Annotated in this window: 30 protein-coding genes; 17 read left to right on the plus strand and 13 right to left on the minus strand. The window is 71.4% G+C overall.

All coding sequences use genetic code 11. The annotated features are described in order from the left end of the window. Window positions 1-68 precede the first annotated feature (68 nt). Window positions 69-1229 carry a Gfo/Idh/MocA family protein gene (locus tag ACFSCV_RS17645; protein WP_378800892.1) on the plus strand — a complete coding sequence of 387 codons (1161 nt, stop codon included), beginning with the start codon at window positions 69-71 and terminating at the stop codon, window positions 1227-1229. After that, window positions 1226-2167, plus strand: coding sequence for a DUF6492 family protein (locus ACFSCV_RS17650; protein ID WP_378800893.1), 942 nt, complete (start codon window positions 1226-1228; stop codon window positions 2165-2167). The genes ACFSCV_RS17645 and ACFSCV_RS17650 overlap by 4 nt, the downstream gene beginning before the upstream one ends. A gap of 7 nt (window positions 2168-2174) precedes the next feature. Here the strand turns inward: ACFSCV_RS17650 and ACFSCV_RS17655 are convergent, their stop codons facing one another. From ACFSCV_RS17655 to ACFSCV_RS17665, 3 genes are all read right to left on the minus strand, one after another. Beyond that, entirely contained in the window at window positions 2175-3137 is a 963-nt protein-coding gene (locus tag ACFSCV_RS17655) for a glycosyltransferase family 2 protein (RefSeq protein ID WP_378800894.1), read from the minus strand. An 82-nt stretch (window positions 3138-3219) separates the two neighbouring features. Further along, complete coding sequence (locus tag ACFSCV_RS17660) at window positions 3220-3975, minus strand: WecB/TagA/CpsF family glycosyltransferase (RefSeq protein WP_378800895.1); 756 nt, start codon at window positions 3973-3975, stop codon at window positions 3220-3222. Between the two features lie 81 nt (window positions 3976-4056). Beyond that, on the minus strand, window positions 4057-5388 hold the full coding sequence (locus tag ACFSCV_RS17665; RefSeq protein WP_378800896.1) for an O-antigen ligase family protein: 1332 nt from the start codon (window positions 5386-5388) through the stop codon (window positions 4057-4059). A gap of 124 nt (window positions 5389-5512) precedes the next feature. On the opposite strand from ACFSCV_RS17665, the gene ACFSCV_RS17670 reads away from it, so the two are divergent. Beyond that, window positions 5513-6442 (plus strand): glycosyltransferase family 2 protein, encoded by a 930-nt coding sequence (locus tag ACFSCV_RS17670; protein ID WP_378800897.1) that lies wholly within the window; start codon window positions 5513-5515, stop codon window positions 6440-6442. Further along, window positions 6439-8067: a glycoside hydrolase family 44 protein gene (locus ACFSCV_RS17675; protein ID WP_378800898.1), complete on the plus strand. Its 1629-nt coding sequence runs from the start codon at window positions 6439-6441 to the stop codon at window positions 8065-8067. Before ACFSCV_RS17670 ends, ACFSCV_RS17675 begins: the two co-directional genes overlap by 4 nt. 53 nt (window positions 8068-8120) lie before the next feature. Here the strand turns inward: ACFSCV_RS17675 and ACFSCV_RS17680 are convergent, their stop codons facing one another. The 5 genes from ACFSCV_RS17680 to ACFSCV_RS17700 form a co-directional block, all read right to left on the minus strand. Continuing rightward, entirely contained in the window at window positions 8121-9107 is a 987-nt protein-coding gene (locus ACFSCV_RS17680; protein ID WP_378800899.1) for an NAD-dependent epimerase/dehydratase family protein, read from the minus strand. Continuing rightward, window positions 9104-10579 (minus strand): oligosaccharide flippase family protein, encoded by a 1476-nt coding sequence (locus tag ACFSCV_RS17685; protein ID WP_378800900.1) that lies wholly within the window; start codon window positions 10577-10579, stop codon window positions 9104-9106. Before ACFSCV_RS17685 ends, ACFSCV_RS17680 begins: the two co-directional genes overlap by 4 nt. Continuing rightward, window positions 10576-12126, minus strand: coding sequence for a GumC family protein (locus ACFSCV_RS17690; protein ID WP_378800901.1), 1551 nt, complete (start codon window positions 12124-12126; stop codon window positions 10576-10578). The genes ACFSCV_RS17685 and ACFSCV_RS17690 overlap by 4 nt, the downstream gene beginning before the upstream one ends. Window positions 12127-12558: 432 nt before the next feature. Beyond that, a complete protein-coding gene (gene glk / locus ACFSCV_RS17695) occupies window positions 12559-13530 on the minus strand; it encodes a glucokinase (RefSeq protein WP_378800902.1) in 972 nt (323 codons plus the stop codon). 26 nt (window positions 13531-13556) lie between these two features. Then, complete coding sequence (locus tag ACFSCV_RS17700; protein WP_378800903.1) at window positions 13557-13841, minus strand: antibiotic biosynthesis monooxygenase; 285 nt, start codon at window positions 13839-13841, stop codon at window positions 13557-13559. Window positions 13842-13902: 61 nt separating this feature from the next. Here ACFSCV_RS17700 and ACFSCV_RS17705 point away from each other — a divergent pair, with 61 nt between their 5' ends. Together ACFSCV_RS17705 and ACFSCV_RS17710 are read left to right on the plus strand one after the other, a co-directional pair. Beyond that, window positions 13903-14598 carry an RluA family pseudouridine synthase gene (locus tag ACFSCV_RS17705; RefSeq protein WP_378800904.1) on the plus strand — a complete coding sequence of 232 codons (696 nt, stop codon included), beginning with the start codon at window positions 13903-13905 and terminating at the stop codon, window positions 14596-14598. Window positions 14599-14693: 95 nt separating this feature from the next. Further along, complete coding sequence (locus tag ACFSCV_RS17710; RefSeq protein ID WP_378800905.1) at window positions 14694-15686, plus strand: diacylglycerol/lipid kinase family protein; 993 nt, start codon at window positions 14694-14696, stop codon at window positions 15684-15686. Window positions 15687-15699: 13 nt separating this feature from the next. On the opposite strand, the gene ACFSCV_RS17715 is transcribed toward ACFSCV_RS17710, so the two are convergent. After that, window positions 15700-16413: a TetR/AcrR family transcriptional regulator gene (locus tag ACFSCV_RS17715; RefSeq protein WP_378800906.1), complete on the minus strand. Its 714-nt coding sequence runs from the start codon at window positions 16411-16413 to the stop codon at window positions 15700-15702. 412 nt (window positions 16414-16825) lie between these two features. Here ACFSCV_RS17715 and sdhC point away from each other — a divergent pair, with 412 nt between their 5' ends. From sdhC to ACFSCV_RS17750, 7 genes are all read left to right on the plus strand, one after another. Beyond that, window positions 16826-17227, plus strand: a complete 402-nt coding sequence (gene sdhC / locus ACFSCV_RS17720; RefSeq protein WP_378800907.1) for a succinate dehydrogenase, cytochrome b556 subunit — start codon at window positions 16826-16828, stop codon at window positions 17225-17227. Window positions 17228-17241: 14 nt separating this feature from the next. Further along, window positions 17242-17616, plus strand: a complete 375-nt coding sequence (gene sdhD / locus ACFSCV_RS17725) for a succinate dehydrogenase, hydrophobic membrane anchor protein (protein WP_378800908.1) — start codon at window positions 17242-17244, stop codon at window positions 17614-17616. A gap of 4 nt (window positions 17617-17620) precedes the next feature. Then, on the plus strand, window positions 17621-19456 hold the full coding sequence (gene sdhA, locus ACFSCV_RS17730) for a succinate dehydrogenase flavoprotein subunit (protein WP_378800909.1): 1836 nt from the start codon (window positions 17621-17623) through the stop codon (window positions 19454-19456). Beyond that, window positions 19456-19680, plus strand: a complete 225-nt coding sequence (locus ACFSCV_RS17735) for a hypothetical protein (protein WP_271202369.1) — start codon at window positions 19456-19458, stop codon at window positions 19678-19680. Before sdhA ends, ACFSCV_RS17735 begins: the two co-directional genes overlap by 1 nt. Before the next feature lie 8 nt (window positions 19681-19688). Then, window positions 19689-20474 carry a succinate dehydrogenase iron-sulfur subunit gene (locus tag ACFSCV_RS17740; protein WP_378800910.1) on the plus strand — a complete coding sequence of 262 codons (786 nt, stop codon included), beginning with the start codon at window positions 19689-19691 and terminating at the stop codon, window positions 20472-20474. Between the two features lie 18 nt (window positions 20475-20492). After that, window positions 20493-20855 carry a hypothetical protein gene (locus ACFSCV_RS17745; RefSeq protein WP_378800911.1) on the plus strand — a complete coding sequence of 121 codons (363 nt, stop codon included), beginning with the start codon at window positions 20493-20495 and terminating at the stop codon, window positions 20853-20855. Between the two features lie 83 nt (window positions 20856-20938). Continuing rightward, window positions 20939-21112 carry a hypothetical protein gene (locus ACFSCV_RS17750; RefSeq protein WP_378800912.1) on the plus strand — a complete coding sequence of 58 codons (174 nt, stop codon included), beginning with the start codon at window positions 20939-20941 and terminating at the stop codon, window positions 21110-21112. 1 nt (window position 21113) lies between these two features. On the opposite strand, the gene ACFSCV_RS17755 is transcribed toward ACFSCV_RS17750, so the two are convergent. After that, window positions 21114-21494, minus strand: a complete 381-nt coding sequence (locus ACFSCV_RS17755; protein WP_378800913.1) for an MAPEG family protein — start codon at window positions 21492-21494, stop codon at window positions 21114-21116. Between the two features lie 131 nt (window positions 21495-21625). Between ACFSCV_RS17755 and ACFSCV_RS17760 the strand changes: the two genes are divergently transcribed. Further along, window positions 21626-22030, plus strand: a complete 405-nt coding sequence (locus ACFSCV_RS17760) for a carboxymuconolactone decarboxylase family protein (RefSeq protein ID WP_378800914.1) — start codon at window positions 21626-21628, stop codon at window positions 22028-22030. A 50-nt stretch (window positions 22031-22080) separates the two neighbouring features. On the opposite strand, the gene copM is transcribed toward ACFSCV_RS17760, so the two are convergent. From copM to ACFSCV_RS17775, 3 genes are all read right to left on the minus strand, one after another. Next, on the minus strand, window positions 22081-22467 hold the full coding sequence (gene copM, locus ACFSCV_RS17765) for a CopM family metallochaperone (RefSeq protein WP_378800915.1): 387 nt from the start codon (window positions 22465-22467) through the stop codon (window positions 22081-22083). A gap of 56 nt (window positions 22468-22523) precedes the next feature. Then, window positions 22524-22844 (minus strand): hypothetical protein, encoded by a 321-nt coding sequence (locus tag ACFSCV_RS17770; protein WP_378800916.1) that lies wholly within the window; start codon window positions 22842-22844, stop codon window positions 22524-22526. Between the two features lie 89 nt (window positions 22845-22933). Next, window positions 22934-23215: a hypothetical protein gene (locus ACFSCV_RS17775; protein WP_378800917.1), complete on the minus strand. Its 282-nt coding sequence runs from the start codon at window positions 23213-23215 to the stop codon at window positions 22934-22936. A gap of 185 nt (window positions 23216-23400) precedes the next feature. On the opposite strand from ACFSCV_RS17775, the gene zapE reads away from it, so the two are divergent. From zapE to ACFSCV_RS17790, 3 genes are all read left to right on the plus strand, one after another. Then, entirely contained in the window at window positions 23401-24567 is a 1167-nt protein-coding gene (zapE, locus tag ACFSCV_RS17780; RefSeq protein ID WP_378800918.1) for a cell division protein ZapE, read from the plus strand. Window positions 24568-24729: 162 nt separating this feature from the next. Beyond that, window positions 24730-25695 carry a malate dehydrogenase gene (gene mdh / locus ACFSCV_RS17785; protein WP_378800919.1) on the plus strand — a complete coding sequence of 322 codons (966 nt, stop codon included), beginning with the start codon at window positions 24730-24732 and terminating at the stop codon, window positions 25693-25695. 73 nt (window positions 25696-25768) lie between these two features. Beyond that, window positions 25769-26176: a hypothetical protein gene (locus tag ACFSCV_RS17790; protein WP_378800920.1), complete on the plus strand. Its 408-nt coding sequence runs from the start codon at window positions 25769-25771 to the stop codon at window positions 26174-26176. The last annotated feature ends 44 nt before the right edge of the window (window positions 26177-26220 follow it).

Raw genomic sequence — 26220 nt, forward strand, 5'->3', positions numbered from 1 at the left:
TCTTAGCCCTTCCGAAACCCGGCGAGCGGATGCTTCCCGCGGCGTCGGGGCGGCAGGGAGCGGAGCGGGTGGCGACAGGCGAAGCGACGGGCATTGCGATCGTCGGCTGCGGCTACGTGGCGGACTATTACCGCCAGTGCCTCGGGCTGCATGACGGCGTGCTGCGTCTCACCGGCGTCTGGGACCATGATCCGGCGCGGCTCGCGGCCTTCTCGTCGTGCTGGGGCGACCGCGCCTACCGCTCGATGGACGATCTGCTCGATGACCGGAGCTGCGCGCTCGTCGTCAACCTGACGACGCCCGAGAGCCACGCCGAGGTCACCGCGCAGGCGATCGCCGCCGGCCGCCACGTCTATTCCGAGAAGCCGCTGGGCATGACGCTCGCCGAGGCCGAGCGCATGCGCGCGGCGGCCCGCGAGGCCGGAGTGCGGCTCTCGGCCGCGCCGTGCAACGTACTGGGCGAAAGCGCGCAGACGGCGTGGTCGGCGGTGCGCCGGGGCGACGTGGGGCGCGTCGTGCTGGCCTACGCCGAGCTCGACGACGGCATGATCCACCGCGCCGACTACCGGAGCTGGATCAGCCGCAGCGGGCGCGCCTGGCCCGCGCGGGGCGAGTTCGAGACCGGCTGCACCTTCGAACACGCCGGCTACGCGATCACGGTGTTCGCGGCGATGTTCGGCCCTGTCAGGCGGGTGACGGCGTTCTCGTCGCTGCTGATCGCGGACAAGCGCACCGATCCGCCGCTGCCCCACCCGGCGCCGGACTTCTCGGTCGGGTGCCTCGAGTTCGACGGCGGCGTGGTGGCCCGGATCACCAACTCGATCGTCGCGCCCTATGACCACCGCATGCGGATCATCGGCGAAGACGGAACCCTCGAAATGAAGGAGCCATGGGACTACGCTTCGCCTGTGCGCCTTCGCAAGGCGGCGCAGGGGCGCTTCGGGCGGCTCATGGAGCGCCGCTTCGGCGGCGCGTTCGCCAGCCGCGTCGCCCCGGTGCGCGCGACGCCGTTCCGCGGCGGCCGCGGCAAGCCGACGATGGACTTCATGCGTGGTGTCGCGGAGCTCGCCTCCGCGGTGGCGTCCGGCCGCAATCCGCGGCTCGACGAGGATTTCGCGGTTCACGTCACCGAGGTCACCGAGATGCTGCAGCACCCCGAACGGTTCGAGCGGCCGGCGACGGTGCGGTCGGGCTTTGCGCCGATCGCGCCGATGGACTGGGCGGGATGAGCGAGCCGCCCCCGCTTTCCGCCCGACTGAGCACCTGTTCGTTCCGCGGCGACTTCGAGGCCTGCCGCGCCCTGTGCGAGAGCGTCGATCGCTTCGTGCCGGAGGCGATCGAGCACTGGCTGATCGTGCCGAAGAAAGACATGCCGCTGTTCGCGCCGCTCGCGGGCGGCCGCCGGCGCGTCGTGGCCGAGGACGCCTTCCTGCCGCGTGGCTTCTTCAAGGCGCCGATGCCGCCGCAGCGCTATCGGCGGCTGCTGCGGCTGCCGCGCCGCAACGTCTATCTCACGCCGTTCAGCCCGCCGGTGCGCGGCTGGATCGCGCAGCAGATGATGAAGATCGCCGCCACCGCCGCGGCGACCACGGACATCGTGGTGCATGTCGACAGCGACAACGCCTTCATCCGCCCGCTGACCCTCGGGCATCTCGCCCGCGACGGCCGCGTGCGGCTCTACCGCGACCCCGAGCCGGCCGCGAGCGAAGGCCACAGGCTGTGGCACGCCGCTGCGGGGCGGTTGCTTGGCCTGCCGCCGAGCGACTTCTACGACGCCGAATACATCGACGCGCTGGTGGTGTGGCGGCGCTCGGCGCTCGTCGCGATGACGCGGCGGATCGAGGCGACCATGGGCGTGTCGTGGCAGGTCGCGCTCTCCCGTACGCCGCACTTCGCGGAGTACGTCCTCTACGGGGTGCACGCCGACAAGGTGACGGGGTTCGACGCGGCCGGCGTTTACCCCGAGCCGCGCTCGCTGTGCCACTCGCGCTGGACCGGGGACTTCACGGGGCCGGCCGACGAGGCCGCCTTCGTGCGCGGCGTCCGCCCGGACCACGTCTCGTGCCTGATCCAGTCCACCATCGACCTGTCGCTCGACCGCCGGCTCGACATCTACCGCCGGGTCGAGGCGGAGGCGGCGCGTCAGGACCGGGCCGGACTGGCCTGAGCGGCGCTCAGCCCCGCGCCCGCTTCGCGCCGTCGTTCTCGTGGCGGTAGATCGGATAGAGGCGGCCGAAGGACAGCTTGCCGAGCACGCCGGCGAAGCGGAAGCCGTGGTCGGTCCAGGCCTCGCGCCCGCGCAGGGCCGCGACCGGCGTCGCGAGCGCCATGAGGACGGCCTGGACCGCGGCCTTGGCGCGGATCGCCCAGCGCGCCGCGGACGGCGACGGCGAGGCCCGCGCGACGGCCGCCGCGAAGGCCTGCCCTCCGGCGTAGAGCCTGCGCCTGAGATAGCCGACGTCGCAGCGCCGCGCCGGCACCTCCTCCGACACCCGCGCGCTCGGCAGCCATCCGAAGCGAAACCCCCGCGCCTGAAGCTGGCACAGCAGGTCGTAGTCCTCGCCGCCGGCGTTGCCGAAGGCCTCGTCGAAACGCGCGTCGCGGAACGCCGCGGTGCGGAAGAACGAGTTGTTGGTCGCGAGCGTGATGCCGGGCGTCTTGCGCGGCCCCATGGCGAACAGCTCCGCGCCCGCCGGCGCGGCGAGCCCGCGCGAGAACAGCGCGCGGATCGCGGCCGTGGTGCGCTCCGGCGCCTCGAACACCGGCGTCACGGGGCCGAACAGCACGTCGTGGTCATGGGTCGCGACGCCGTGCAGCGCCTGCGCCAGCCAGTCGCTGTCGACCTGCTGATCGTCGTCGAGGAAGGCGATGACGGGACCCGTCGCGGCCGCGACGCCGGCGTTGCGCGCCACCGAGATGTTCGGCGGATGGGCCTCGATGTAGACGATCGGGAACGGGCTCCGCGCCGCCTCGGCCGCGACGATCGCCTCGGCGGAGCGGTCGTCGCTGTTGTCGACCACGATGAGCTCGACGCGGACGCCGTCCGGCGCGCGCTGCGCGATGACGCTGTCGAGCGCGCGGCGCAGGGGCTCGGCGCGCCTGTAGGTGCAGACGATGATCGAAAGATCGGCGGTCATGCTCTGGTGGTCTGTACTCGATCGGGAGGGGGCGCCGACGCCCGAGCCTGCGCGCGCCCGGATTCGATGCGGACCCGGTGGATCAGCGCGTGAATTCCTTGAGATAGAGTCGCAGAATCCGGGGGCTGTCCACCAGGTAGCGGCGCCACAGCCGGCGCGGCTCGCTGACGAGGCGGAAGAGCCACTCCATGCCTATGCGGGACAGCCAGGCCGGCGCGCGCTTCCGGCGACCGGTGAGGAACTCGACGCCCGCGCCGATGCAGAGCCCGACGCCCGTCGCCTCGCCGCGGCGGCGCAGCTCCTCGGCGAGGAGCTCCTGCTGGGGCGAGCCGACGGCGAGGAAAACGTAGCGCGACGGGTTGGATTCGACGAAAGCCACGGTCTGGTCGAAGGCGGCCCGGTCCGACAGCAGCCGCATGGGCGCCTCGAAATGCCGCGCGGAAGTCAGGCCGGCTTTCGCCACCAGAGCGTCGAACGTTTCGGCGTCGCCGCCGACCAGCAGCACCGGGGAGCTTTTGTCGAACCGCGGATCGCCGAGCAGCTCGATCACCAGATCCGCGCCGGGGGTCGCCGGGAGCTCCACGCGCCGGGACTTCGCCAGGAAGTGGACCACCCGGCTGTCGTTGACACAGAGCCACGCCTGGGAATAGGCGCGCCCGATCGCGGGGTCGCCCTCGGCGAGCCGCACCACGTGGGCGGAGTTCGGCGTGACCAGCGCGGCGAAGGGCGCCTCGGCGGGACGCTCCAACAGCCGGCTCACGACCGCGTCCATCTCCAGCGGATCGTAGTCGACGCCGAGGAAGCGGGTGCGTGGCGGGTCGTTCGGCGTCAGCGTCATGGCGCGCGCCGCCGCTCGCGCGGGGCGGCCGGCGCGGGCCGCGTGGGGTGATCAGGTCGGACGGTCACGTTCACAGCTACATCATCCGACGGGCGTCTTCGCAATCGCTAAAGACCTGGCGCGCGTCAGGCTCGCCATGCACAAGATCGCGATGTTGCAGAAGGGGATGCCCCGCACGAACAGCGTCGCCTCGGTGAGGTTGTGCAGCAGGTAGATCAGCAGGATCAGCCCGAAGGCGCCGGCCGCGGCCCGCTCCGGGCGCGGGAGCGTCGAGACCGCCCAGCGTGTTCCCCTCAGCATGTGCCCGACGACGACGAGGCTCGCGAGCGCCGTCGCCGGCAGTCCGATGTGCAGCCAGAGTTCGAGATAGCCGTTGTGGGCCTGGTTGATCGTGCCGACCTCGACGTCGCCGAGCCAAGTGCCGGGATCGATGCGGTTGAGCGGATCGTTGTCGGCGCCGACGTCCCAGAACGCGCCGTACCCATGACCGAGCCACGGCCGCTCCTGCGCGGCGCCGAGCGCGAAGGCCCAGAGCTCGTCGCGCCCGGTGAAGGAGGCGTCGCCGGTGAACAGCGCCGAGAACTGCGAGACGTCGAAGTCGTAGGCCGCGAACAGGACCAGGAAGCCCACCAGCCCGAACAGCCCGGCGCCGACCAGCAGCAGCACGAAACGCGCGCCGAGCCGCTCCGAAAGCGCGAAGGCCGCGATGATCGCGAGCGCGAGCGCGGTGAGGGCGATCGAGGTCTTGCTGCGCGTCAGCATCAGGAACAGCAGCGCGGGCATCAGCGCCGCGAGCCCGATCGCCACGTCGCGGCCCCGCCGCGCGCCGAGCATCCAGGTGACGGTGACGATCACCGCGACCATGGAGGCGATGCCGGCCACGTTCTTCTGCGAATACATGCCGCGGACGCCGAGCTCGGTGATCGCGATCCCGGGCAAAAGCGCCGTGCCGACGATGTTGAGCGCGATCACCACGGCGCAGGCGACGAACATGGCGGTGTGCAGCCGCCTGAGGCTCGGCAGGCCCGCGGCGCAGGCGAACGCGATCGTCGTGAGGAAGAACAGCAGCAGCGAGCGGCGCACCGTCAGGCCGGGGAAATCCGACCAGAGCACGCTCGCGAGGCAGATCCCGACGACCGTCGCGAGCCCGAGGCCCGGCAGGATCATGCCGGGGATCGCGCGGCGGTTGGTCCAGAGCACGATGAGCGCGAGCCCGAACAGCGCGAGCACGCCGAAGCGGTCGACCACGTTGCCCTCGACGCGCTGGGCGGCGCTCGGATCGGCGAAGGGCTGCGCGCCGATCAGCACATAGAACAGGAAGGCGTAGAGCAGCGTTGCGTGCAGCCGCTCGCGCCAGCCGGCGAGGGCGTGCGCGCGCTCCGTCTGCGTCGCGATCATCGAGGCGTCGACCATGCCGGTCTCCGGGCGCTGGGCGCGCCGGGCTTGCGCGGCGCCTGCGCGCACACTCGCCGCAGTGATTTTAATGTCAAATTAAGCGGCCTCGTCCGGTGTGGGAATTCGCTTGGAGCCGTCGCCCGTGGACCTCGTCTCGATCGTGATCCCGACCCTGAACCGGCCGGAGCCGCTGAGGCGCGCGGTCGCGAGCGCGCTGGCGCAGCAGGGCGCGGACGTGGGCCTCGAGGTGCTCGTGGTCGACAACTCGGCCGACGGCAACGCGGCCGCCGTGGTCTCGGGCCTGGCGGGGCCGGCCGACCGGCCGGTGCGTTATCTCGCCGCCCCGCGGCCGGGCGTCGCCAACGCCCGCAACGCCGGCGTCGCCGCCGCGGCGGGGCGCTGGGTCGCGTTCCTCGACGACGATCAGGAGGCGTCGGTCGGGTGGGTCGCCGCCCATGTCGCGGCCGCGCGGGCGAGCGGAGCCGACGCCACCTTCGGCCCCGTGGAGGGCCGCGCCGAGGACGGAGCGTCGATGGGGCCGTTCGAGCCCTATTTCTCGCGCCGGATCGAGCGGCCCGACGCCGACGACGTGACCGCGATCGCCGCCTATCTCGGCACCAACAACTCCATGTTCGACCGCGCGCGCTGCCTGTCCGACGATCCGCCGTTCGATCCGCGCCTGAACGAGAGCGGCGGCGAGGACAGCCTGCTGCTGAAGCGGCTCACGCTCGCGGGGCGCCGGCTCGGCTGGGCGGCCGGCGCGACGGTGATCGAGTGGACGCCGGAACGGCGGCTAACCTGGGCTTATGTGCGCAAGCGCAAGTTCCTGAGCGGTCAGGTCCGCACCTTCACCCACCACATGGTCTCGCCGCCGCAATGGGGGCGGATCGCGTTCTGGATGGCGGCGGGCGTAGCGCAATGCCTCGCCGCCGGCGCTGCGGCCGCCGCGTTCGCGCCGATCGACCGCGAGCGTTCGCAGAAGGCGCTCGCCGCGGCCTATGGCGGGCTCGGCAAGGTGCTGTGGGCGGAGCGTTTCCGGCCTTCGCTCTACGGACCGGGCCTCGTGTCGTGACGGAACCGACCCGCCGCGCGACGCTCGCCGGCGGGTTGGCCGCCGCGCTCGCAGGCCGCCCGGCCGTCGCCCGGTCGGCGTCGCGGGCGACGTTGCGTGTGCGCGACGATCTCGCCGGCCGGGCGATCAGCCCGCTCGTCTACGGCTCCAACGAGATCGGCGCGATGGAGGGCGGCGCGCTCTCGGCCGATCTCGACCGGGCGGCCGGCGTCGCCTTCCGCCGCCTTGGCGGCAACCTCATGACGACCTACGACTGGGCCACCAACGCCTCGAACGCGGGCAAGGATTGGCGGCACGCCAACCTGCTGTTCCTGCCGGACGCCCTGCGCATGGAGGGCGACCGCCGCTCCGAGCCGTTTTCGGTCATCGACGTCATGCACCGCGCCTCGCTCGCCATGGGCGCGAAAAGCCTCGTGACGCTGCCGCTTGCGGGCTACGTGGCGGCCGACGCCGACGGCGACGTCGCGCCAGCTGACGCCGCGCTGTCGCGCCGCTTCAAGCCGGTGCGCTGGGACGGCCGGACCCCGGCCGGCGCCCCGATCGACCCTGCCGTCTGCGACGTTCCCCATCTGCTGGCGAAGCTGCTGGAGCGCTATGGCGACGCCGGTTCCGCCGACGGAATTTTCGGCTATTCCCTCGACAACGAGCCCGGCCTGTGGCCGGAGACCCATCCGCGGGTCGTGCGCTCCAAGCCGACGGTCGCCGCGCTGATCGAGCGCTCGATCGCCGCGGCGAAAGCGGTGAAGGCGCTCGATCCGAAGGCGCAGGTGTTCGGTCCGGCGAGCTGGGGCGCGACCGAGTTCGCGACCTTCCAGGACGCGCCGGACTGGAGCGCCTTCCGCCGCTACGGCAGCTTCCTCGCGGCCTATCTCGACGCCTTCCGCCGCGCGTCGGAAGAGGCGGGCGTCCGCCTGCTCGATGCGCTCGACGTGCACTGGTATCCCTATTCCCGCGCCGGCGACCTGCTGCACGCCAAGGACCCGGCGCTCGGCCACGCGCTGCTCGACGCGCCGCGCTCGCTGTCGGAGCCGGGCTTTCGCGAGCGCAGCTGGGTGACGGACGTCCTCGGGGCCGACGACGCTGAGGACGCGGCGGTGACGCTGCCGCTGCTGCCGAGCCTGGAGCGGATCGTCGCGCGCTGGTTTCCGGGCGTGCGCGTCGCCGTCACCGAGTTCAACTACGGCGCCGGCGTCCTGCCCGCCGCAGGGCTCGCGCTCGCCGACGCGCTCGGGCGGCTCGGGGCCGGCGGGGTCTGGTGCGCGAGCCACTGGGGCGCGCTCTCGGGCGCGCTCGGCGAGGCCTACCGCCTGTACCGGGCGACGGACGGCGCGGGCGGCGCTTTCGGCGACGCAGCGCTCGGGCTTGAGGGCGCCGGTCCGGGGCTCGCCGCCTACGCCGCACGGTCAGGGGAGGGCGGTCCGGTGCGGATCGTGCTGATCAACAAGGCCGAGACGCCGACCGTGGTCGACATCGCCTTCGCCGGGGGCGAGCGGGCCGCGCTTGGCGGACTGGGCTTCGACGCCGGCCACGCCGTCGGCCCGGTCGAGCGGCTGCCGGGGCGCGCCGACGGCGGCTGGCGGATCGAGCTGCCGCCCCGCTCGGCCCGCCGCTTCGCCTTCGGCTGAGCCATCAATCGCTGCGGTCACGTTTGAGCCCGCGGGCATGACGGACGCTGGTCTCACACGCTGCGCGCGAGACCATCCTTGAGGCCGATCACCGCCGAGGTCAGCAGTACCCGTTCGGCCGCCTCGGTTGAGAAGGCGGCGCGGCGGGCGAACAGCGCCCGCTCGCCTGGCGCCGGCGAAAGCGCGAGGCCGGCGAGCCCCGGCAGGCCGAGACGTCGTCCGATCTGGGCGGGGCGGAGCAGGGCCGCGCGCAGTCCGCGTTCGACGGCGCCGACGCTTCGGGGCTCGGGCAGGCCGGCTGCGGCGGCGAGGCCCGCAAAGTAGCGGTTCCAGCTCGGGGTCTCGGGGCCGACGAGATTGAGTGCGGCGACGCCCTCGAACGGCGCGACGTCGGTGAGCCGGCGGACGGCGGCGAAGGTCATCTCGGCGACGTCGTCCACATGGATCAGCGGCGCGACGCCGTCGCCGGCCGGACCGAGGTCGCCCAGCGCGCCGGCCTCGAGGCGCGCGCGGATCTTGTCGATCCAGAACCGGCTGCCGCGGCCGTAAACGGCGCCCGGGCGCAGCAGCAGCGCGCGCCGCTCGGCGGGCCGTTCGCCGGCCCAGGACGCGATCGCGGCCTCGCAGGCGATCTTAGCTTCGCCGTAGCCGCCGGGCGATCCGACCGGCCCGTCGCTCTCGACGATCACGCCTTCGCGCTCGCCATAGACGGCGATCGAGGAGAAGTGGACCAGCGCGCCGCAGCCGGCCTCCGCCATCGCGGCGAGCAGGCGCCGGCACTGCTTCTCCATCTCGGCGTCCGGACCGTAGGCCGCGTGCACGACGACGTCGGCGCCGTCGACCGCGGCGCGGAGGTCGCCGGGCTGGTCGAGGTCGCAAGGGGTGGCGACGAGGCGCTCCCGCCGGCGCAGCGTCTCCGGCAGCGCAGAGCTGCGCAGACCGGCGCGCACCTGATAGCCGGCGTCGGCCAGCCGCGCCGCGACGCCTGAGCCGATGAAGCCGCCCGCGCCTGTGACGAGCGCGACGCCGTGTTCGCTCATGTCCCGGTCCTTCCCGACTTGCGCTTCAGCACGCCGCCCGCGAGCGCATGCAGCGTCGGACGGGCGAACAGGGCGAGCAGCGCTACATAGATGGCGACGCCGGCGGGCGTCGCCACCACGAGCGCCGTCACGTCGCCGAACGGCCGCAGCGCCGCGGTCGCGGCGCCGACCGCGAGCCCCATGAGGCCGGCAAGCGCCCAGGGCGGCAGAAACGCCTTGAGCCGCGCCGTGCGCGACCACCCGAGCAGCCGCGTCGGCAGGCCGATCGCGATAGCCGCCTGCACGCCGTCGCCGACGAGGCGCGCGAGACCCACCGCGAGCGGCCCCAGCGCGATCGCGCCGATGAGCGTGACGACGGTCGCGACGAAGCCGAGCACGCTGGAGGCGAGGCCGAACTCCGGCCGCGCGCTCGCCGACAGCGCGGTGAACACCAGCCGCGCCGGCACCGCGAGCGCGCCGCCGAGCGCGAGGAACACCGCGATCTCCGCGGCCTGGTCCCAGCCGGGGCCGGCGACGGCGGGCAGCAGCGCGGGCGCCACCGCCGCGAGCCCGACGAAGATCGGCGTGATGACGTAGGCCGCGCGCGCCGCCACCGTCTCAGCGGTCGCGGTCAGGCTGGCGCGGTCGGCGTTGGCGGCGGCGAAGAAGGAGAAGGCGAGGTTGTGGGCGGTCGCGATCACCGCGCCGCGGATCGGCTCGATCAGCCGCATCGCCATGTTGACGTAGCCGAGCGTGGTGACGCCGTAGACCGCGCCGACGACGTTGTTGAAGGCGAGATAGGTGAGGTTGTCCGCGAGCCGCTCCAGGAAGGAGAAGCCGGCGAAGCGGCCGAGCTCGCGCAGCCGCGCGCCCGACCAGCGCGGACGGATCAGCGCGCCGAGCCGCGCCTGCAGCAGGATCGCGCGCGCGATCATCACGAACAGCCGCACGCCGATCAGCGCCCAGGCCGGGTGCCCCAGGAACGCGACCACAAGCGCGACGCCGACGCCGATGGCATGGCCCACGAGATTGGCGTAGGCGACGTCGTTGAAGCGCCGCCGCCGTCGGGCGAGCGCCGTCGCGATGTCGGTGTGGCCGCTGAAGAACATCGCGAGCGAGGCGATCGGCAGCAGCAGCCCGATCTCCGGCGCGTCGTAGAACGCGCCGAGCGCGTAGCCGCCGGGGATCGTCAGGGCGAGCAGGGCGAGGCCGGCGGCCCATGAGGCGGCGAGCGCCGCCTCGAGATGGCCGCGGCGCAGGCCGCGCCGCTGCGCCAGCGCCTCCTCGAACGGGGCGCCGACGAACACCGACATCACCGCGACGACGGTCAGCACGAGCGCGGTGACGCCGAACTCGCGGGGGCTCGCGAGGCGGGACAGCACGGCGGTGCTGACGGTGAGCAGCAGGATGCGGCCGACAGCGTCCGCGCCAGCCCAGCCGATCCAGCCGAAGACCCGCGCCGCGGGGCCGGCGGTGGACTGCGCGCGGGTCACCCGGCCTGCAACAGGTCCCGGCCGCCCCGTCCGGGCGGGTTCGCTCCGGCCTTGGCGGCGGCGGCCGCGGCGCGCACCGGGTTCGCCGGCGCCTGCGCCGGTCCCGACGCCGCGGCGGGCGGGGTCGCCGCGCCGCCGCGCCGCTTCGCGACCCGCCCGACCGAGATCATCGCCCACAGCGCCACGCCGCCGAGCGCGAGCAGCAGTCCGAGCGCGCCGCCGAGGATGGCCCAGGCCGCCGTAGCCACGATCTGCGAGCCGGCGCGGGCGGGCACCGCCCCGGACGCGACGCGCAGGTTGATAGCGGAGATGCGGCCGAATTCGTCGGCCTCGCGCGAACGGGTCTCGAACGAGGTGAGCAGGTCGCGGTTGGCCTTGACCTCCTGTTCGAGCGCGCCGAGCTCGATCTGCGCCTGCCGCGCCTTGCCGAGGTCGGCGGTCAGGCTCGCGACGCGCTTCGTGACGTCCTCCTGCTCACCCCGCGCGCGCACGAGATCGGCTTGCGCCGCCTGCCTGATGCGGTCGAGCTCGGCGCGGATGCGGCGCTCGATCTCGTCGACGCGGCTGCGGGCGCTGGTGAGCGCCGGGTGGCGCGGCCCAAGGTTGAGGTTGAGCTCGGCCATGTTCTCGCGCGCGGCGCTTAAGCGCTCGATCAGATAGGAGACCGTGCGCATGTCCTCGGTCGCGGTCAGCGAGCCGAGCGAGCCGAGATCGCGGTTGGCGCGGTCGAGCTGCTGGGCGCGGGATTCGGCGCGGGCGAGGCGGGCCTGCGCGGCGCCGGCCTCGGTCACCGCCTCCTCGAGCCGCTGCTCGATGACGAGCTTGTCGCCGGAGGCGGTCAGGCCGTTGTCGCGCCGGAACGCTTCGGCCTTGGCTTCGGAGGCGCCGAGGCGCGCGCGCAGCGTCTCGAGCCGGCCGGTCAGCTCCTTGGTGAGGCGGCGTCCGGAATCGGCCCGGCTCTCGGCGTCCTCGGCCATGAAGGCCTTCACGGTCCCGTTCGCGATCCGGGTGGCGAGGTCGGGCGAGCTGGCCGTGGCGGTGACGTCGACGAGATAGCTGCGTTCGCCGCGCTTGACGGTCAGCGCCTTGCGCAGCGCGGTCAGCGTGGCGCTGTCGACCAGCGGAGCGTCCGGGCCGAGCGGCCCGCGCAGGCCGGCGTCGGAGGGCTCGCCGTCGGCCGCGAAGCCGGGCTCCTTGTCGAGCCCTTCGTCGCGGACGAGACGCGCGAGCACGCGCTCCGACGTCAGCATCTGCATCTGGCTTTCGACGAAATTGATCGCAGCGTTCGCGTCGAGCTGGTTGTTGACCATCTCGTTGGGGAACACCTGCAGGGCGCGGGGGTCGATCAGAAGCTGCGCGGTGGCGGCGTAGCGCTTCGGCAGCGTCGCCTTCACCGCGACGCCGATGAGGACGCCGAGCAGGACCAGCGCGACGACGACCCACAGCGCGCGCCGCAGATGGGCGAGCAGGACGGCGAAGGCGTAGGGCCAGACCGCGGCGCCGGCCGGTGCGCCGCTCGTCCTCCTGTCCATCGCCTCGTCACCCATGATCCGCCCGCTCCGCTCGATGCGTCATGCCTCATTCCGGCGGGAGGCGCGTCGCCGGACCGACGCCGACGGTCGGACGATCTTCGGTCCCGCGTCTCCGAAACTCCGCAAACAAGCTTAATATTTCGTGGCCGGCGCGAACAGGGGCGGCCGTGGCGAGGCGACGCCGCAGGGTGGCGGCGCCGCCTCGCTCGATCGCTCCGGCCGGGAATGGCGTGACCGAAGCGATGACACGATCGAGGCCGGCACGCCCCATGCGCGGGCGTTGTCCTTCATCGATGCAGCGACAAATTACGCCTGACTTGTCGCATCTTCCATAAAATAAGACTCAAATCCGTAATCCGACCTGAAATCGCGCGTATACTAGTTAAGGATCGAAGAATTTGCTCGAAGGATTACTTCGCTGTGCCCCGATCTGAGGCGGCCGGCGTGTCAGGCCGGCACGGCGTCCCGGTCCGGGACGTCTGCTCCGGCGGCGAGGGCGGCGCAGCCGAGAAGTCCGGAGATCTCGGAGACGACGATCAGCGTCGCGGTCCGCCGCATCAGCCCCTCGTGCGGCCGCTTGGCCTCGAAGGCGGCGCGGAACGCGGCGTCGTCGATCAGATGGCGCAGCTTCGGCACGACGCCGCCGCAGATGTACGCGCCGCCCTGCGCGCTGAAGGTGAGCGCCATGTCGCCGGCGAAACGGGCGAACAGCCTCAGGAAGGTTTCGATCGCCTCGATCGCCAACGCGTCGCCGTCCTGCGCGCGGGCGGCGACGTCGGACGCCTCCTCGAGCGCCTCGACGCGCCCGTCGATCTGGCTGAGCGCCGCATGGAGGCGCACGATGCCGGGCCCGGACAGCGCGCGCTCGGCGGACACCCGGCCGAAGCCGCGCCGCAGCAGGGCGAGGACGGCGGCCTCCCGCTCGTCGATGGCGGCGAGTTCGATGTGCCCGCCTTCGCTCGGCACGGGCGTCCAGCCGCCGCCGGTCCGCAGCAGCCCGGCGACGCCGAGCCCTGTGCCGGGCCCGAGCGCGACCTTGTTGCCCTCGGCGGAGGCCTGCGCCGCGCCGATCGGGAGCAGCTCGTCGGCGCGGTAGTGCGGCAGCGCCGCCGCCTGCGCGACGAAGTCGTTCAGCAGCGTGACCCGCGCGAAGCCGAAACGGCGCTCGATCGCGTCGGCGTCGATGGTCCAGTCGAGGTTTGTCAGGCGCATGGAGCGACCGGCGACGGGGCCGGCGAGCGCGAACGCCGCGTGGTCGGGCCGGCTGTCGAGCCCGTCGAGATAGGTCGCGACCTCGTCCTCGAACGAGTCGTGGTCGGCGTTGGCGAGCGAGGCCACGGCGTCCGGCCGCAGGTCGTCGCCCGAGACGAGGCCGAAGCGACCGTTCGTTCCTCCGATGTCACCGACGAGTAGCGTCACGAGATCCCCGGTTCTGGCGTGCCGTATCAGCCGAGATCGAACAGGCGCACGCGCCGGAGCTTGATATAGGGGCGGACCGCCTCCTCGAAGGCGCGGGCGGCGGCGCTGTCGTCCCGGCCCTCGGCCGCCGCCGCGTCGGCGTAGAGCGCCGACGTCAGGAAGAAGCCGGGCGCCTCCGGGTCCTCGGCGATGGCGACGCCGCGGCAGGCCGGATCCCGCCGCTCCATCTCGCGGGCGCCGGTGAAGACGGCCGCGCGGAACGCGGCGACGTTCTCCGGTTCGACCTCGAAAACGGTGGCGACAAGCTTCATGAACGCGACATAGTGCGGGCGCCTGCCCCGCCCATACCGAGCCATTCACCTCATCCTGAAAATGCGCGAAAACGTACCGTTCGACGCCGACGATCTCGCCGCCCGCGTGCTGCACCGGGACGGCCTGATTCTGATCGTCGACAAGCCCGCCGGCCTGCCCGTCCACGCCGGTCCCAAGGGCGGCGTCAATCTCGAGCAGATGTTCGGCGCCCTGCGCTTCGGGCTGCCGCGCGACCCGGCGCTGGCCCATCGCCTCGACAAGGACACCAGCGGCTGCCTCGTGCTCGGCCGCCACCGCAAGGCGCTGGCGCGGCTCGGCAAGCTGTTCTCGAACGGGCGCGTGGGCAAGACCTACTGGGCGGTGACGCGCGGCGCGCCGGAGGCGGACGCCGGCCGGATCGACGCCCCGCTCGCCAAGCGCGACCCCGAGCGCGGCTGGTGGATGGCGGTCGACCCGAAGGGCCTGCCCTCGGCGACGGAGTGGCGGGTGCTGGCGCGGGCGGCGGGGCTCGCCTTCGTGGAGTTCACTCCGCTCACCGGCCGCACCCACCAGATCCGCGCCCACGCCGCCCATGTCGGCATGCCGCTGCTGGGCGACCCGATCTACGGCGCCGGCGGTCCGGCCGGGGCCCGGCTCCACCTCCATGCGCGTTCCGTCTCGGTCCCGATGCGCGAGGGCCATCCTCCGGTGGTCGCCGAAGCGCCGCCGCCGCCGCACATGGCGGCCACCTTCGCCGCGATGGGCTGGAGCGCCTGAGCGCCGCCCGCGTCCCGGGCCGTGTCGTCCGCGGCCGAGGACGCTATATGCCGGTCGGCCGCGGGCTGGACCGCGCCGGACCCGACGGAGCCCCCATGGCGCGCTGCCTCGTTCTGCTGAACCCGCGAGCGGGCACGCTCAAGGACCTCGCCGCCTCGTCCGGATCGCTGTCGCCGGCCGAGCGCGTGCGGCAGGCGTTCTCATCCGCCGGCAAGGACGTCGACGTGCGCATGGTTCCGCCGCGCGACCTGGGCGCCGCGCTCGACGAGATCGGCCGCGGCGATTCGCATGACGAGATCATCGTCGGCGGCGGCGACGGCTCGCTGTCGCGCTCGCTCGGAAGGCTGCTGTCGTCGGGGAAGACCTTTGGCGTTCTGCCGCTCGGCACCATGAACCTGCTGGCGCGCGACCTTGGCGTGCCGCAGGAGATGGACGACGCGATCGCGGCGCTCGCCCGCGCGAAGCCGGCGGAGATCGACCTGGCCTCGGTCAACGGCCGGCCGTTCCATTCGATTTCGGGGCTTGGCTTCTTCGCCCAGATGGCGCGCGCCCGCGAGGCGACGCGGGGCTTCAAGGGGCTCGGGCGCTACGCGGCCTTCTCGCTCGCGGCGCTGCGCGCCTTCTTCCGCTCGGGACGCTCGCGCTACCAGCTCGTCATCGACGGCGCGCCGATCACCGTCGAGGCGACGGCGGTGCTCGTGACCAACAACGCCCTCGGCGACGGCGCCTGGCGCCGGCCGCGGCTCGACGGCGGCGAGCTCGAGGTGATCGTCGCCCACGCCGGCACGGTCCGCGAGCGCCTGCGCCTCGGCGTCGACGTGGTGGCGGGCGGCTGGCGGTCGAACCCGCTGGTGGAGTCGTTTCGCGCCCGGCACGTGAAGATCGAGAAGTCGCTGCGCCGGCGGGTCTGGCTTGCGACCGACGGCGAGCTCACCCGCGAGAACACGCCGATCATCTACGAGACCATGCCGAAGGCGGCGCGGATGCTGAAGCCGGACGTGCCGGCCGCCGCGATCGGGGAGACGCTCGCGTCAGGCGCGGCGGGCGCCGAGCATCCTCCGGCCGAGCCGCGGCGGAGCGCCGTCTGAAGCTCCGCCGGCGTCAGGCCGCCGCGGCGGCGACCGGCCCCGCCGGCTTGACGCGGGGGCCGTCGATCGATCCGCCATGCAGCGCGCGCAGCAGCGTGCGCGCCCCGACGTCGTAGATCTCGGCGATCTGGCGCGCTTCCTCGCCGTCGCTCATGACGCGCTGCGCGTGGAACACATGTTCGCGCACCCGCACCATGGTCATGGCGTTGTGGAACGAAAGCACCATCGCGCGCTCGCCCTCCATCATCGGAAGCTCGTCAAGCTCCGGCAGCCCTTCCTCGCGGCGCCACTGCGCGAGCAGGGCGAGCCAGAGCGGCCAGCTCCGCTCGGCGCTACGCGTGATCGGATCGGGGTAGGAGTCGAGGCCCGCGCGGAAGAACAGGCGGGTCGACACGCCCGAGACCTTCGCGAGCATCGCCTCGTAGAGGTCCGTCAGGCGGTCCACCATCGGGCGGCCTGCGGAGGCCGCGAAGATGTCGGTCGCGCCGTCGCTCCAGTGATCGCGGAAGACCTCCGCGAACACCGCCTCGATCAGGTCGGTCTTGCTGTCGAAGTAGCGGTAGAGCAGCGCCTGCGTGACGCCGATCGAGGCGGCGAGGTCGCGGGTCGGGCCGCCGAAGCCGTTGTCGGCGAAAAAGGTGCAGGCCGCGCCGATGATCTGGGCCCGTCGGGCGTCGCCCGCCAGCCGAGGCGCGCGCCTTCGGCCAGACGAGGCAAGATGCGTCACCGACATGCCGGATCCCTTCAGTTTTGCGACCGCGAAGCGCCGCCGCTCGCCGCGTCGCTCCGCGCGCACAATGCTCCCCGAGGCTGCGGCCGCGACAGGCGGGGAAACGCGTAGAGACGTTTTGTCGCATAATTTCGCCTTGGCGGCGCGTCTTCTCCTGCGTCTTCGGTACGCAGCCGTACGCAGACCGGGCGCCTTTAAGGGTCGGAATCGCGCAGATGTGAACGGAAGCAATGATCGAGCCATAACGGTCTGCGACCACGCGTCGCGTTTAGGTCGTCAGGGGTGGTCGCCCGACGGCGCATGCGCGCTATGACGAAAGAAGGCGATCAAGCCCTGATCGCGACATTGCGCTGCAGCGCACCATCGGATAACCCATCCGAGCGACATTCGAAGAGGTCAAAAGAAACCGATGGCGCCACCGAAGGCGGATGCGGCCCGGCCGCTCTCTCCGCACCTCCAGATCTACCGCCCGATGCTGTCGATGATGATGTCGATCGTGCATCGCATCACCGGCGCCGCGCTCTATTTCGGCACGGTGCTGCTGGTGATCTGGCTGGTCGCCGCGGCCTCGGGGCCCTCCGCCTTCGCCAACGTGCAGGCGATCTACGGCTCCTTCCTCGGACAGCTCGTTCTGTTCGGCTATACTTGGGCGCTGATCCATCACGCTCTCGGCGGCGTCCGGCATTTCATCTGGGACGTCGGCCGCGGCTTCGACCACGCCTCGCGCGAGCTGCTGGTGAAGGCGGGCCTCGTCGGATCGATCGCGCTCACCGTCCTGATCTGGATCGTCGGCTACGTCGTGGCGGCCTGAGGGAGATGACTCCGATGAGAACCCCCCTCGGCCAGGTGCGCGGACTTGGCGCCGCGCGCTCCGGCACCGGCCATTTCTGGCTGCAGCGCCTCACCGCCGTGTCGAACCTTCTGCTGTCGATCGTGTTCGTAAGCGTGCTGGTCTCGCTCGCCGGCGACAGCCACGCCGCGGTCACCGCGACGCTTTCGAATCCGGTGATCGCGATCCTGATGCTGCTGTTCGTGATCTCGGCCGTCGTCCACATGCGTATCGGCATGCAGGTCATCATCGAGGACTACGTCCACGCCGAGCTGCCCAAGCTGCTCGCGCTGATGGCCAACACCTTCTTCGCCATCGCGATCGGCCTCGCCGCCGTGTTCGCGCTGCTGAAGATCAGTTTCGGAGTCTGAGGCCATGGCCGACGGAGCGAAGTCCAGCGGATCGGCCCCCGGCGTCAACGGCCGCGCCTATGCCTTCGTCGACCACACCTTCGACGTGGTGGTGGTGGGCGCGGGCGGCGCCGGCCTGCGCGCCGTGGTCGGCTGCTCGGAGGCCGGCCTCAAGACCGCCTGCGTCACCAAGGTGTTCCCGACCCGCAGCCACACGGTCGCGGCCCAGGGCGGCATCTCCGCATCGCTCGGCAACATGGGCGAGGACGACTGGCGCTTCCACATGTACGACACCGTCAAGGGCTCCGACTGGCTCGGCGACCAGGACGCGATCGAGTACCTCGTGCGCAACGCGCCCGCCGCGGTCTACGAGCTCGAGCATTGGGGCGTGCCGTTCTCCCGCACGGAGGAAGGCAAGATTTACCAGCGCCCCTTCGGCGGCATGACGACCCATTACGGCAAGGGCACCGCCCAGCGCACCTGCGCGGCGGCCGACCGCACCGGCCACGCCATCCTGCACACGCTCTACGGCGCGGCGCTGAAGGCCAAGGCCGAGTTCTTCATCGAGTATTTCGCCATCGACCTGATGATGGACGAGGACGGCGCCTGCATCGGCGTGGTCGCGCTCAAGATGGACGACGGCACGCTGCACCGCTTCCGCGGCCACAAGACCATCCTGGCCACCGGCGGCTACGGCCGGGCCTATTTCTCCGCGACCTCCGCCCACACCTGCACCGGCGACGGCAACGCCATGGTGCTGCGCGCCGGCCTGCCGCTGCAGGACATGGAGTTCGTGCAGTTCCACCCGACCGGCATCTATGGCGCGGGCTGCCTGATCACCGAGGGCGCGCGCGGCGAGGGCGGCTACCTCACCAATTCCGAGGGCGAGCGCTTCATGGAGCGCTACGCGCCCTCCGCGAAGGACCTCGCCTCCCGCGACGTGGTCTCCCGCTCCATGACGGTCGAGATCCGCGAGGGCCGCGGCGTCGGCAAGAACAAGGATCACATCTACCTGCACCTCGATCATCTGGATCCGAAGGTGCTGCACGAGCGCCTGCCCGGCATCTCCGAGAGCGCGAAGATCTTCGCGGGCGTCGACCTGACCAAGGAGCCGATCCCGGTGCTGCCGACCGTGCATTACAACATGGGCGGCATCCCCACGAATTTTCACGGCGAGGTGCTGACCAAGAAGGACGGCGATCCGGACACCGTGGTGCGCGGGCTGATGGCGCTGGGCGAGGCGGCCTGCGTCTCGGTGCACGGCGCGAACCGGCTCGGCTCGAACTCTCTGATCGACCTCGTGGTGTTCGGCCGCGCGGCCGCGGTGCGCTGCGCCGAGACCATGGAGCCGAACGCGCCGCACCGCGAGCTGCCGAAGGGCGCCTCCGACCTCGCGATCTCGCGGCTCGACCGCCTGCGCCACGCCTCCGGCGGCACGCCGACCGCGGAGCTTCGGCTCGACATGCAGAAGGTGATGCAGTCGAACTGCGCCGTATTCCGAACCGGCGAGGTGCTGGAGGAGGGCAAGGGCCTGATCCACAAGGTCTGGGCCGGCGCCGAGGACGTGCGCGTGTCGGACCGCTCGCTGGTCTGGAACTCGGACCTGATCGAGACGCTCGAGTTCGACAACCTGATCGCCCAGGCCGTCGTCACCATGGACAGCGCGGTCAACCGCAAGGAGAGCCGCGGCGCCCACGCCCGCGAGGATTTCCCCGACCGCGACGACAAGGAATGGATGAAGCACACGCTGTCCTGGGCGGACGACGCCGCGCGGACCGTGACCATCGACTACCGCCCGGTCCATACCTACACGATGACCAACGACATCCAGTACATCGAGCCCAAGGCGCGGGTGTATTGATGGGCGAGGAACCCGACAGCCTGATCCTGCGCTATCTCCGTCAGATCGACGGGAAGGTCGATAGGATCGACGAGCGGCTGAACGATCTCACGGCGCGCGTCTCATCTCTTGAGGAGCAGATGTCGGGTCTGCGCTCCGACATCGTGCGGCTCGATCACCGTCTTGATCGGTTTGACGCCCGCCTTCAGCGCATCGAAAAGCGCCTCGATCTGATCGAGGCGTAGGAAACGCCATGGTCCAGCTCAGCCTCCCCAAGAACTCCCGCATCGTCGGCGGCAAGTCCTGGCCGAAGCCGGTCGGGGCGAAATCGGTCACCGAGTTCAAGGTCTACCGCTGGAACCCGGACGATGGGCAGAATCCGCGGGTCGACACCTTCTATGTCGATCGCGACGACTGCGGCCCGATGGTCCTGGACGGGCTGATCTACATCAAGTCGAAGATCGACTCGACGCTGACCTTCCGCCGCTCCTGCCGCGAGGGCATCTGCGGCTCCTGCGCCATGAACATCGACGGCACCAACACGCTCGCCTGCACCAAGGGCATGGACGAGTGCGCGTCGGGCGGGACCGTGAAGATCTATCCGCTGCCGCACATGCCGGTGGTGAAGGATCTCGTCCCGGACCTCACCCAGTTCTACGCCCAGCACGCCTCGGTGGAGCCCTGGCTCAAGACCGACACCCGCGCGCCGGGGACCGAGTGGAAGCAGTCCCGCGAGGACCGCGAGAAGCTCGACGGGCTCTACGAGTGCATCCTCTGCGCCTGCTGCTCGACCTCGTGCCCGAGCTACTGGTGGAACGGCGACCGCTATCTTGGGCCCGCCGCGCTGCTGCAGGCCTATCGCTGGCTGATCGACAGCCGCGACGAGGCGACCGGCGAACGGCTGGATGACCTCGAAGACCCGTTCAAGCTCTACCGCTGCCACACCATCATGAACTGCGCCAAGGCCTGCCCGAAGGGGCTGAACCCGGCCAAGGCGATCGCCGAGATCAAGGGCATGATGGTCGCGCGCCAGTTCTGAGGCCGGTTCGGGGCGGGTATGGCTTCCGACGCGCTGGTCACTGTGGCCGTCTGTTACGGATACCCCGCCGCCGCGGTCACGCGGTCGGCGCTCGAGGCCGAGGGCATCCCCGTCACGGTCGTCGGCGGCGCGTTCGCCTCGTTTGACTGGCATATGCTTCCAGCGATGGGCGGGATCGAGATCCGGACGCCAGCGAGTGACGTTGAACGCGCCCGGGCGCGCCTTGCGGGCGAAGAATTGCCCTTGCGGGAGTCGCGCGCATTCTGGGCCGCGCCCCTCCGTAACGCCGCAACGTTTTTCCTCGTGCTCTATATCGCAGGGGTCGCGGTTCCGTTCTGGATACGCCGAACGGCGCCATCGGACATTGTGGAGTCCGCCTGAATTTTAGGCGTGCCTAGCGCTCGAAAGGCGTCCTTCGCCGACCCACGTCGATCGAACGATCAACGCGTGTCAGGGAGGTTGCGATGAACGACGTGGTCGACCAGGACCGTCCGTGGACGGTCGAGAACGTGCAGGACCTGCAGGCGCTCGCGCGCGAGAAGGTGCCGGCGAGCGTGATCGCGCTGCGGCTCCGGCGTTCGCAGGCGGACATCCACGCCAAGGCGTCGGAGATCGGCGTCACGCTCGTCGCCGAATAGCTCAGCTCCAGGCCGGCGACGTGAACAGCGCGAGCGTCGCGAGCAGCCCTGCGCTCCAGACGCCTGACCGCAGGGTCGGCTGGTTCGCGAGGTAGCAGGCCACATAGGCGATCCGGGACGCGATGAAGGCGACGGCCAGCAGGTCCGCTGTCATCGCGTCCGCGCCTTGCGTCGTGGCGACGAGGCCTGCGGCGGCGAAGAACGGAAACGCCTCGAAGCCGTTCTGCTGCGCGGCGATGGCGCGCCGGCGCCAGCCCGTGGCGTCGTCCGCCCAGCCGCGCGGGTTAGCGTTGTCGAAGCTCCGGTCGCTCCATTTGGCGAGGCCGACGGTCAGGGCCGGCATGAGGCCCGCGATCAGCACGCACCACAGGGTCAGGGACATGGCGTTTGGTCTCCGGATCGCGCCGCGCCGGACGCCTCGCGCCCGATGATAGCGCTTTCCGCGCGCCGCCATTGCGCCCTCGGCTTACGCGGGCCAGCATCGCGCCGATCACCGCTCAGGATAAGACCGCCATGACCGATGCCCGCCCGCTGCTGCCGCTCGTGTCCGACGCCGAAGCCGACCCCCGGGCGCAGGCGGTGTTCGACGACATCCGCGCGGTGCGGAAGACCGACCGCGTCAACAATTTCTGGCGTGCGCTCGCGAACGATCCCGACGGCCTCGAGCGCACATGGGCCGAGGTCAAGGCGGTGATGGGCGAGGGCGCGCTCGATCCGCTCGTGAAGGAGCTGGTCTACATCGCCGTCTCAGTCACGAACGGCTGCGAATACTGCATCCGCTCGCATTCGGCCGCCGCCCGCGCCAAGGGCCTCGACGACGCCGGGCTCGCGGAGCTGTTCGCCGTGATCGCGCTCGCGAACAAGACCAACGCGCTCGTCACCGGGCTCAGGCCGCCGGTTGACGAGGCGTTCCGTTAGAGGCGCGCGTCCGGGCAGGACGCGCGCCCCCGGCGTTCAGCGAACGGCGCTCACTTCGGCGCCGCGCCCTCGATCTTCGCGAGCAGCGCCTTCATCTCCGCGATCTCGCGCTCCTGCGCGGCGACGATGCGCTCGGCGAGGTCGCGCGCCGCGGCGTTCCGGCCATGCTTCAGCTCGATGCGCGCCATCTCCAGCGCGCCTTCGTGATGGGGGATCATGGCGCGCAGGAAGTCCGCGTCGGCGTCGCCGCTGAGCGGAAGGTTCATCGCCTTGTGCATCCGCTCGTTCGCGTCGCGCAGGGCGTCGGAGGCCGGGCTGCTCGCGGCGCCGGCGTCTCCATGGCCGTGATGGCCCGACATATCGTGCTGTCCCGCAAGCGCGGGCGCCGCCGCGGCGAGCGCCAAGGCGCACGGCAGCGCGATCCTGAAACGTGTCATGGGATTGGTTCTCCATCGATCGGTTGAAGGGTGGGGGCGCTCGAGGCGCCGAACCATCAGGCCGTTCGGGGAGGCGGGATCGATGTTTCGGGGGCGTGGCTCTCCGGCGCTCCGGAGACGGGGAGGAAGCTTGCGGCCGGTCCGTGGGACAGGGGGCGCAGCGTGGCGGCGAAGGCCGTCGGCAGCGTGGCGCAGATCGCGGCGCAGACGGCGCGCTCGATCGGATGGGCGCCGGAATGCCCGTCATGCGAAGGCGCGGCGTGGGACGCATGCGCGGAATAGCCGGCGGCCGCGTGAGCGGGGCGCAGCGACGCCGCGGGGCACAACCCCAGAACGCCTGCGCACAAGGCGATGAACAGAAGCCGCACGATCCGCATGCCGTAAGCCTAGAGGCTCTCGGAGGCTATGGACAGGGTTTTGACGTCACCCCGACGGAGCGCCGCGCTTCGGCCGATCGACGCGCGCGTCAGTAGCGCCACCAGTATTCCTTGATGTTGCCTTTGCCGCCGGTGGCGAAGTCGTACATCGACTGGCGGACGTCGTCCTGGCTCGGATGGATCGGGCCCCATGGCGTGTCGTCCTGTGGCTCGGCGCGAGGGACCCGGCGCTCGACGGACGGCCGCCGTTCCGTGGCCGTCGCGCGTTCGCGCCAGCCGTCCCGGTCGCGCGCGCGCCGGTCGTGCGCGTCGGCGACGGTGGCGGTTACGCCGGCGAGCGCCGCGGCGAGGACCAGAACGGACATGCGCATGGCGCGGCTCCTTCGGGCGGAACGTGACCCGAACCGAACGCGCCGGGAGGGCCAGCGTTCCGGCGAGGCCTGTGATCGACGAAGGTCTGCTCCACGTTCGTACGCATGACGGGGACGGAACGGTCTGCTAATCGACCGCGGTCGGGGCGGCGGAAAGCCTCCGGATGGAGGCGCCGGGCCGCCTGATGACCGAGACGACCGTTCAACGCTACGAGGCGGCGGTGCGCTCCGGCGCGCTGGAGCGCGATCCGGCGCAGGAGCAGGTGATCGCGCGGCTCAACGCGCTCGACCAGAATCTGCGCGACCGCAGCCGCAGCAAATCCGGAGCGCTGGGCTGGCTGTTCGCCAAACGCGCCGCGGAGCCGCCGCGCGGTCTCTATGTCTGGGGCGAGGTCGGCCGCGGCAAGACGCGGCTGATGGACATGTTCTTCGAGGCCGTTCCGGTCGCGAGGAAGCGGCGCGCGCATTTCCACGACTTCATGATCGACGTGCATGCGCGCATCCATCAGGCGCGCCAGCGCGCGAAGACCGGCAAGGGGCCGTCCGGCGACGTGATCCCGGTCGTCGGCGAAGCGATCGCATCCGAGGCGTCGCTGCTGTGCTTCGACGAGTTCCACGTCACCGACATCGCCGACGCCATGATCCTCGCGCGCCTGTTCGAGCGGCTGTTCGAGGCTGGCGTAGTGGTGGTCGCGACCTCGAACGTGCCGCCGGACGACCTCTACAAGGACGGTCTCAACCGCTCGCTGTTCACGCCGTTCATCGCGCTTGTGAAGAGGCGTATGGAGGTGGTGAAGCTCGCGTCCCGCACCGACTTCCGGCGCGAGAAGCTCGGCCATGGCGGGGTGTGGCTGACGCCGGCGGACGAGGCCGCCCGCGCGGAGCTCGACCGCGCCTTCGAGGCGCTCGCCGGCGGCCCCGGCGCGCCGGCCAGCTTCGAGGTGCAGGGCCGCTCGGTCGCGCTCGCGGGCGCCGCGAACGGCGTCGCCCGGGCGAGCTTCGCGGACCTCTGCGGCAAGCCGCTCGGCGCCGCCGACTACATCGCGCTGGCGCGGCGTCATCACACTCTCGTGCTCGACGACGTCCCGACCCTCGACGAGACGCGGCGCAACGAGGCGCGCCGCTTCATGACGCTGGTCGACGCGCTGTATGAGCACAACGTCAAGCTGGTGGCTTCGGCCGAGGCGCCGCCGGACGAGCTTTGGCGAGGAACCGACGGTTACGAGACGTTCGGCTTCGCCCGCACCGCCTCCCGCCTCGCCGAAATGGGCTCGGACGAGTGGCTGTCGCGCCCCCATGGCCGGCCCGACAGCGCGGCGTCCGGATCAGCGTCCGGGCTGGTCGAAACGTGAGGCGTCCGCTATGTGCCAGCGGAACGCCGCATTGCAACAATTTACGCCTTCTATCACTTGAACGGACCTTTCAATCGGGCTAGTCGAGGGGCCCCGCCGCCCGGCGTCAATATGTCTCGCCCCTCCGGCCTGTCCGTCTGATCAACGAGGAACTTGAACACCATGGCGCGCAGCAAGATCGCACTCGTCGGGGCCGGCCAGATCGGCGGAACGCTCGCCCACCTCGTGGGGCTCAAGGAGCTGGGCGACGTGGTGCTGTTCGACATCGTCGACGGCGTGCCGCAGGGCAAGGCGCTCGACATCGCGGAAAGCTCGCCGGTCGACGGCTTCGACAGCGTGCTCAAGGGCGTTTCGTCCTACGAGGGCATCGCCGGCGCCGACGTGGTGATCGTGACCGCCGGCGTGCCGCGCAAGCCCGGCATGAGCCGCGATGACCTCATCGGCGTCAATCTCAAGGTGATGGAGCAGGTCGGCGCCGGCATCGCCCAGTACGCGCCCGACGCCTTCGTCATCTGCATCACCAACCCGCTCGACGCCATGGTGTGGGCGCTGCAGCAATCGTCGGGCCTGAAGCCGGAGAAGGTCGTCGGCATGGCCGGCGTGCTGGACTCGTCGCGGTTCCGCTACTTCCTCGCCGACGAGTTCAAGGTCTCGGTCGAGGACGTCACCGCCTTCGTGCTCGGCGGCCACGGCGACACCATGGTGCCGCTGACCCGCTACTCCACTGTCGCCGGCATTCCGCTGCCGGACCTCGTCAAGCTCGGCTGGACGACGCAGGAGCGCCTCGACCAGATCGTGCAGCGCACCCGCGACGGCGGCGCCGAGATCGTCGGCCTGCTCAAGACCGGCTCGGCCTTCTACGCGCCGGCAGCCTCCGCGATCGCGATGGCGGAGAGCTACCTCAAGGACAAGAAGCGGGTTCTCCCCTGCGCCGCCTACCTCACCGGCCAGTACGGCGTCGACGGCATCTATGTCGGCGTGCCGGTCGTGATCGGCGCGGCCGGCGTCGAGCGGATCATCGAGATCGAGCTCGCCGGCGACGAGAAGGCCGGCTTCGACAAGTCGGTCGGCGCCGTGAAGGGCCTGATCGACGTGTGCAAGGGCATCGCGCCCAACCTCGGCAAGTAAGCCGGCCCGAACGGGCGGCGGATCGGACCAGGAGCGGACGTCATGCAGCCGGACAGCGCCGACGGGAGCCGCGATGGACGACGTCGATCTGTCCGACGTGGCCGACGCGCTTCGGGACTGGCCGGACGGGCCCGCTCCCGGGCGGGGTCCGCTGCGGCGGATCGTAGACTGGGCGACGGCGCTCGCGGGGGCCGCGTTCGGGACGTTCTGGGGGTTCGGAACGCTCTTCGGGGCGGTCGGCCCTCGCCAGCCCGGCTACGGGCTCGCGGAAGACGTCCTCACGCCGATCATCGTGGGGGCCGTCCTCACGGCGCTGCTGCTTGTGATCCACGCCGTTCTGGCTTCCGCCGCCAACGCTCTGGACCGCATCTTTTTCACCACGCGCCGACCGGGGGCCGAGCGCCCGCGGGCCGGCGCCTCGCCGCCATCGGGCGGCGGAACGCCGCTCAGGCCTCGGGGACACGCCGATGAACATACATGAGTACCAGGCCAAGGGGTTGCTGCGGGGGTTTGGGGCTCCTGTTC

Source organism: Methylopila henanensis (assembly GCF_042681025.1).
Taxonomy (GTDB): Bacteria; Pseudomonadota; Alphaproteobacteria; order Rhizobiales; family Methylopilaceae; genus Methylopila; species Methylopila henanensis.